Origin of the sequence: Streptomyces xantholiticus (genome assembly GCF_014651015.1) — a bacterium.
GTDB classification, from domain to species: Bacteria; Actinomycetota; Actinomycetes; order Streptomycetales; family Streptomycetaceae; genus Streptomyces; species Streptomyces xantholiticus.
Window position 1 is genome coordinate 1 of the sequence record NZ_BMWB01000010.1, and the last position, 6,065, is coordinate 6,065.

A 6,065-nucleotide genomic window follows, 5' to 3' on the forward strand; every position below is an offset into this window, starting at 1 on the left:
CGGCGCCGGGCCCGGCGTCCGGTGGGGCCGGGTACACGGGCCCGGCCAGGGCGAACACGGCACAGGAGACTGCGACCGCCGAGCGGGCCGCGGAATGCACGAGGCATGGGGACCCGGTAACCGCCGGCTCTCCGGAGCGTCGACGACGCGGGCGGCCCCGGTGACGAGCAGTCCAACAACCGCCGCGCCTCAGTCCAAGTCGGCGGTGGGCGTGACGACTTGTGAAGGCACCGACAATCCGAGAGCGCTCTCAACAACAACTATTGACGCCCGGCCGACCCGTCGCGAGAGTGGGAATCCCCCACGACTCCCCCCACAGCAGCAGGAGTTCATCCCGTGATATCCCGTCGCACGTTCCTCACCGGCGCCGCCGCGACCGCGACCGCGCTCACCCACCCCGCCTGGGGAAGCGCTCTCAGCCCCGGCGCGGGAGCCGCGCCCGCCACCTGTGAACTGGCCCTGGAGAACAAGTCGCTGCCCGGCACGGTGCATGCCTATGTCACCGGCCACGAGGGCGGCTCCGGCGACTGGGTGCTGCTGCGCGCCGACGGCAGCGTCCACAGGCCGGCCGACCCCTCGGCACCGCAGACCCCGCTGGGCGTCGACTGCGCCATCCCTCTCAAGGGCGCCGGTGAGGGCCCGGTCGTCCTCACCCTGCCGCGGATGTTCGGGGCGCGCGTCTACTTCGTGCGCGACGGCAAACTCGACTTCTTCGTCAACCCGGGCCCGTCACTGGTCGAACCGGCCTTCGCCACGCCCGCCGACCCCAACTACGGCCGCACCTGGTCCTTCTGCGAGTTCACCTTCAACGCGCAGCAGTTGTACGCCAACATCAGCTACGTCGATCTGGTCACCGCACTGCCCATCGGCCTCACCCTGACCGGCGACGCGACCCACACCGTCGCCCCACTGCCCGCGGGTGCCATGGAGAAGATCGCGGACGATCTCACCGCCCAGGCGTCGAGGGACGGACAGCCCTGGGACAAGCTGATCGTCCGTGGCGGCGGCGGCCAGGTGCTCCGCGTCGTCTCCCCGCAGTCCGTCATGGCGCCGTACTTCGACCGCCCCTCCGAGATGCCTTTCCGCGACGCCTTCGACAGCTACATCGAACGGGTCTGGGAGAAGTACCGTTCCGAGGACCTGCGGGTGGACCTCCAGGGCGGCCGGGGCGTGCTCGCCGGACGGGTCAGCGGCGATCTCCTGACCTTCGCGGGGGGCCACACCTTCACCAAGCCTTCCTCGCGGGACGTGTTCACCTGCAACCACGGCCCGTTCGCCAACAATCCGAACGACCCGGACGACAAGAAGGCGCTGCTGGCGCGGATCTCGGCCGCCTTCAACCGGACGACCCTGCTGACCCATCCCGACCAGCCGAACGGCGCGACGGCAGCCGACTACTACCGCGACCCTCGGACCAACCACTGGTCCCGGGTCGTCCACGCCAACTCCCCTATCGGCTACGCCTTTCCGTACGACGACGTCCGCCCCGACGGACAGCCCGACGTCTCGGGTGCGGCGCACGACGGAAATCCGAAGCGTTTCACGGTGAACGTCGGGGCCTGATCGTACGTATCCCCCAGCAGCCCGTGCGGGCGTCCTGTCCGGGGGGTCGGACGCCCGCACGCACTCATGGGCCGGCTCGGTTCAGCAGGGCCTCGGTGGCGGTACGTCGCGTCGCCAGTGATTGCCCTCGTCGGCGTGGATGTGGATGCCGGACGAGCGGAGCACCGAGCTCGCCGTCGTGCGACAGATCACGGTGACCGCGTGCGCCTCGCTCGCGGCACCAAAGGGGCGCCGGACCCAGGCACGACAGCGCGGCGGCGAGAGGCGCGAGTGCGCCGAGGACGCCGAACCCCGAGGCCGAAGCGAATTTCCACGGCGGCGCTGCCGCCGATTTCCTCACGCGAGATGTTGAAAGTTGAAGGGAATCTGCCTACAGTGGAAATCGTTGAAGCTTGAACAAACGCGCAGGGAGCCTCCCGGCGCCCGTCCCCCAAGGAGCAGTCATGGGCCTCTTCAACCGCAACAACGACACTGCCGAGACCACCACCGCCATCGCCACCGTGGACCCCGCGCTCGCCGGCCTGACCGGCGAGTACACGATCGACCCGGCGCACAGCAGCATCGGCTTCACCGTCCGGCACGCCATGGTCACCAACGTCCGGGGCAGCTTCGGCGAGCACGAGGGCACCCTGCAGCTGGACGGCGGCGACCCGTCCCGCTCCACCGCTTCCATCGATGTCGCCATGGCGTCCATCGACACGGGCATCTCGGACCGCGACGGCCATCTGCGCAGCGGTGACTTCTTCGACGTGGAGAGGTTCCCGAAGATGACGTTCCGCTCCACCGGCGCCGAGCAGCTCGGTGGCGACAAGTACCGGATCATCGGTGACCTGACCATCAAGGACGTCACGCGCCCGCTCGCGATCGACCTGGAGTTCCAGGGCTCGGCCACCGACGTCTACGGCAACGAGCGCGTCGGCTTCGAGGGCGGCACCGAGATCCTGCGCTCCGACTGGGGTTTGACCTGGAACGCGGCGCTGGAGGCCGGCGGCGTGATGGTCAGCGACAAGGTCAAGCTGACCTTCGACATCTCCGCCATCAAGGCCGCCGCCCCGACCGCCTGACCGACCGGACACTCCGACCGGACACAGGCACCGCCACGGTGGGGCCGGGACTCCCCCGGCCCCGCCGGCGTGCGTCCGCACCCTGGAGCTGGCCGGTGTGCGGATCTTCCTCTCCCACGACCGGGGCGCTTCGCCGCGCTGCCGCACGACGGGCGAGCACGGGATCGAGCCGAGTCCGGCGGTCGCGAGCCGACACCGCCCGGCCGGGCCGGGGACCGCGGCAGGGAGGTGTCGATCGGGTCGGATCAGAGCCCGCCGGTGTGGAGCAGGCGGTTGGGTGAGCCGGGGCCGATACCGGCCACCACATCCTTGGTCGATTTGTCGATGAGCCAGCTCTTCACCTCCGCCGCGGTCGCCGTCGGGTGCTCCGACTTGTAGAGGGCGGCGACCCCCGCGACGTGCGGGGACGCCATCGAGGTGCCGTTCTGCGAGACGCTTCCGCCGCCGAGCTTGGCCGAGACGATCGAGGACCCTGGGGCGTAGAGGGACAGACAGGCACCGTAGTTGGAGAAGTCGGCCTGCTGGTCCGAGGAATCGGTCGCACCGGCGGCCAGGACACGCTCGGCGGAAGCCGGTGAGACGTTGCAGGCGTTCTGCGTCTCGTTGCCGGCCGCGACGACCGGCAGGACGCCGCTGTCGGCGAGCGCGTCGGCCGCGTTGTTCACGGTGGTGGACTTGGTGCTGCCGAGCGAGGCGTTCAGGACGGCCGGCTGCTTCGCGTTCGCCGCGACCCAGTCCATTCCCGCGATGACCGCCGACAGCGTGCCGCTGCCCGCACAGTCCAGGACGCGGACGCTCACCAGGGAGGCCTTGCGCGCCACCCCGTACGTCCGGCCCCCGACGGTGCCCGCCACATGGGTGCCATGGCCCTGGCAGTCCTGCCCTCGGCGCCCGTCGCCGACGGCGTCGAAGCCGAACGTGGCCCGGCCGCCGAACTCGCTGTGCGCGTAGTCGATGCCGGTGTCCAGGACGTACGCGTTGACCCCCTGGCCGCTGTCGGCCGCGGCGAAGTCGTCGTCGAGGGGGAGCTCCCGCTGGTCGATCCGGTCCAGGCCCCAGGATGCGGCCGGGGCCAGCGACGACGGGGCCTCGGTCGCCTTGACGGTGGCGTCCTCCTCGACGGCCACGACACCGGGCATCAGCCGGAGCTGCTGCAGCTGTTCCTCGGTCAGGTCTGCGGCGAATCCGCGCAGGGCGGAGCTGTAGGTGAACAGCGCCTTGACCCCGACCTCGCCCGTCATCACGGCGGAGTCGGCGGCCTTTGCGAGGGTCACGATGTATCGCCCCGGCACTGCGTTGGCCGAGCGGTGCAGCGGGGCGAGTTCGGGGGCGGGTGCGGCGGACCGGGCGGTCGCGGACAGCGGACCGGCTGATGCCAGCAGGGTGGTGACGGCGACGGCGGCGAAGGCTTTGAGCCTGGTTCGATTGCGCATACGATCGAGCCAAGCACGGAGGGTGACAGCTTCCTACTGTCCGTGGCGATGCGGACAGCGGCCCCACACGGTTGCCGTAAGGCATCCGGCGAAGCGGCGACCCGTAGAGCCGCGTGGGGCGCGTCCTAGAACCCGCCGCCGCCGAAGTCACCGCCGCCGAAGCCGCCTCCGCCGCCCCAGTCGCCGCCTCCACCGAAGTCGGACGCGTCGAAGTCGCCGCCCGAGAAGTCTCCGCCGCCGTATTCACCGCCGCCGAACTCGCCGCCGCCGTAGTCGGCCGCGTAGGCGGGGGTGGCGAGCATATGGCCGAGCATGGTGCCCATCAGCAGCCCGGGAAGGATGCCGCCGCCGAAGTACCCGCCGGCCCAGGGGCCGTACGCGGGACCGGCCTCCCAGTAGGGACGGCGGCCGTAACCGGTGTCGACGGTGCGCGCCATCGGGTCCTGCCCCTCCTCGACACGAGCCGCGTCGGCGGCGCACACGGGGACGTCACGGGCGGTGCCGCCGGCCGGCGCCCAGGAGATGTCCTTGACCGACAGACCGTGGCGGGGGTCGAAGAAGCACGGCGCGCGGCGCTCCGGCGCAGGCCGTCCCTCACGACGGGCGGCAAGGACGGCGAGCGAGAACCGGCCGTCGTCCAGCGCCTCGGTGACCCCGCGGACGTCGCCCGGGTGCTGCGCGGCCCCCATCCGGGATTTCGCGGTGTCGTACGAGTCGAGGGCGCGCTCGTAATCGCCGCGCATGGTGTCGTCCGCGCCCTTCTCCGACGGGTGGAAGTCCAGCCGGTCGAGTTCCTCACCGAATGCCGTGATGTCCTCGTCGACGACGACGCGGAGCCGGTCGAGTGCCGCGCGCTCCTCCTCCGCCTTGCGGCGGCGCTTGTTGCGGACGACCGCATAGGCGCCGGCACCGCCTGCGGCCACGACCGCTCCGAGGGCGATCAGAGCGCCCGCCCCGGCACCCTCCCCGTCGCCGGGGCCGGGGTCCCAGGAGGCCGGTGCGCTGCCCCTGACCTGGGGCAGGGCCTGGTCGACGAAGTTGTCCAGCTGCGTGGAGGCGTCGACCGGACCGCCGCTCCTCACCGCACTGGTCAGGTTCTCCACGGCCCGGTTGGACAGGACGACGGAATCCGCCCCGGCGTCGAAGCCGTCACCGAGCCTGACGGCGTACAGGCCGGTGATGCCGGTATCCGTCCGCAGATTGCGCAGCAGGTCCTCTGGCGGGAATTCGGCGGTGGCGGGCAGCACCGCCACGAAGACGGGCTTGTCGGCGTCCTCGATCCGATTCGCCAGGGAGTCCGCCTCGGACTGCGAGAGCTGACCGGTCATGGCGGGGTGGACGTAGACCGGGCCCTGCTTCAGGGCGTCGGCGGCGTCGGACAGTCCCGAAGCCTTGACGGCGGCGCCGGACGCCGGGGCAAGGATCAGGAGCAACAACAGGGTCAGCCCCGCGAGGGCCGACACAAAGGTGAACGGCCGTGTCCTCATACCCCCGAAGTTACCCCAATCGGGTTAAGCAGGGCATCTGAAATCGGTGGCGGGGTTGTCACGGGTCGGCGAAGGGCTTGGCCTCGGGTTCCGTGACGTCCTGGCCGATCTTCTGCTGGACGGACCTGCCCCGGCCGGTCGCCTCGGCGTGGTCAGGCCCCACCCGTACGGGACTACGGGTCCGAGGCGGCGTCGCCGACGTTGATCGGCAGCTGCACCTCGGACCTGGGCCGGCTCACGGGGAGACGCCCGGTGAAGGGACGTTCGCCGTATAGGACGCCCGCGACTCCGTCGCCCTCGGAGCCGGGCAGCCAGGACGCGACGAGCGCGTCGGTTCCCGCGAGCCGGTCGCCGATCAGCCGCGGCGGTACGAGTCGGGCGGCGCGGACCTGGTGAACCTGCCTGCGGACAAGTGCCTGGACGCCTTTGACATTCGTCGGCGAACGGCACCCGGCGCAGCTCTGGTCGTGCACCGGGGCGGCGAACCGGAAGTGGCGGCTGCAGGCGTGTACCCGGCG

At 71.1% G+C, this 6,065-nt stretch carries 5 protein-coding genes; 2 read left to right on the forward strand and 3 right to left on the reverse strand.

The window, feature by feature from the left end; genetic code table 11:
• Positions 1 to 336: 336 nt before the first annotated feature.
• Both IE198_RS16910 and IE198_RS16915 read left to right on the forward strand, forming a co-directional pair.
• Entirely contained in the window at positions 337 to 1,563 is a 1,227-nt protein-coding gene (locus IE198_RS16910) for a glycoside hydrolase family 64 protein (RefSeq protein ID WP_189887305.1), read from the forward strand.
• A gap of 443 nt (positions 1,564 to 2,006) precedes the next feature.
• The gene (locus tag IE198_RS16915) at positions 2,007 to 2,627 is read left to right on the forward strand and encodes a YceI family protein (RefSeq protein ID WP_189887307.1); all 621 of its coding nucleotides are present in this window, start codon (positions 2,007 to 2,009) and stop codon (positions 2,625 to 2,627) included.
• Positions 2,628 to 2,872: 245 nt separating this feature from the next.
• Here IE198_RS16915 and IE198_RS16920 read toward each other — a convergent pair whose 3' ends face one another.
• From IE198_RS16920 to IE198_RS16930, 3 genes are all read right to left on the reverse strand, one after another.
• Positions 2,873 to 4,060, reverse strand: coding sequence for a S8 family peptidase (locus tag IE198_RS16920; RefSeq protein WP_189887309.1), 1,188 nt, complete (start codon positions 4,058 to 4,060; stop codon positions 2,873 to 2,875).
• A 125-nt stretch (positions 4,061 to 4,185) separates the two neighbouring features.
• Positions 4,186 to 5,547: a hypothetical protein gene (locus IE198_RS16925; protein ID WP_189887311.1), complete on the reverse strand. Its 1,362-nt coding sequence runs from the start codon at positions 5,545 to 5,547 to the stop codon at positions 4,186 to 4,188.
• A 173-nt stretch (positions 5,548 to 5,720) separates the two neighbouring features.
• Positions 5,721 to 6,065 (reverse strand): glycoside hydrolase family 3 C-terminal domain-containing protein (locus IE198_RS16930; RefSeq protein ID WP_229834025.1); only part of this gene is annotated, 345 nt, incomplete at its 5' end.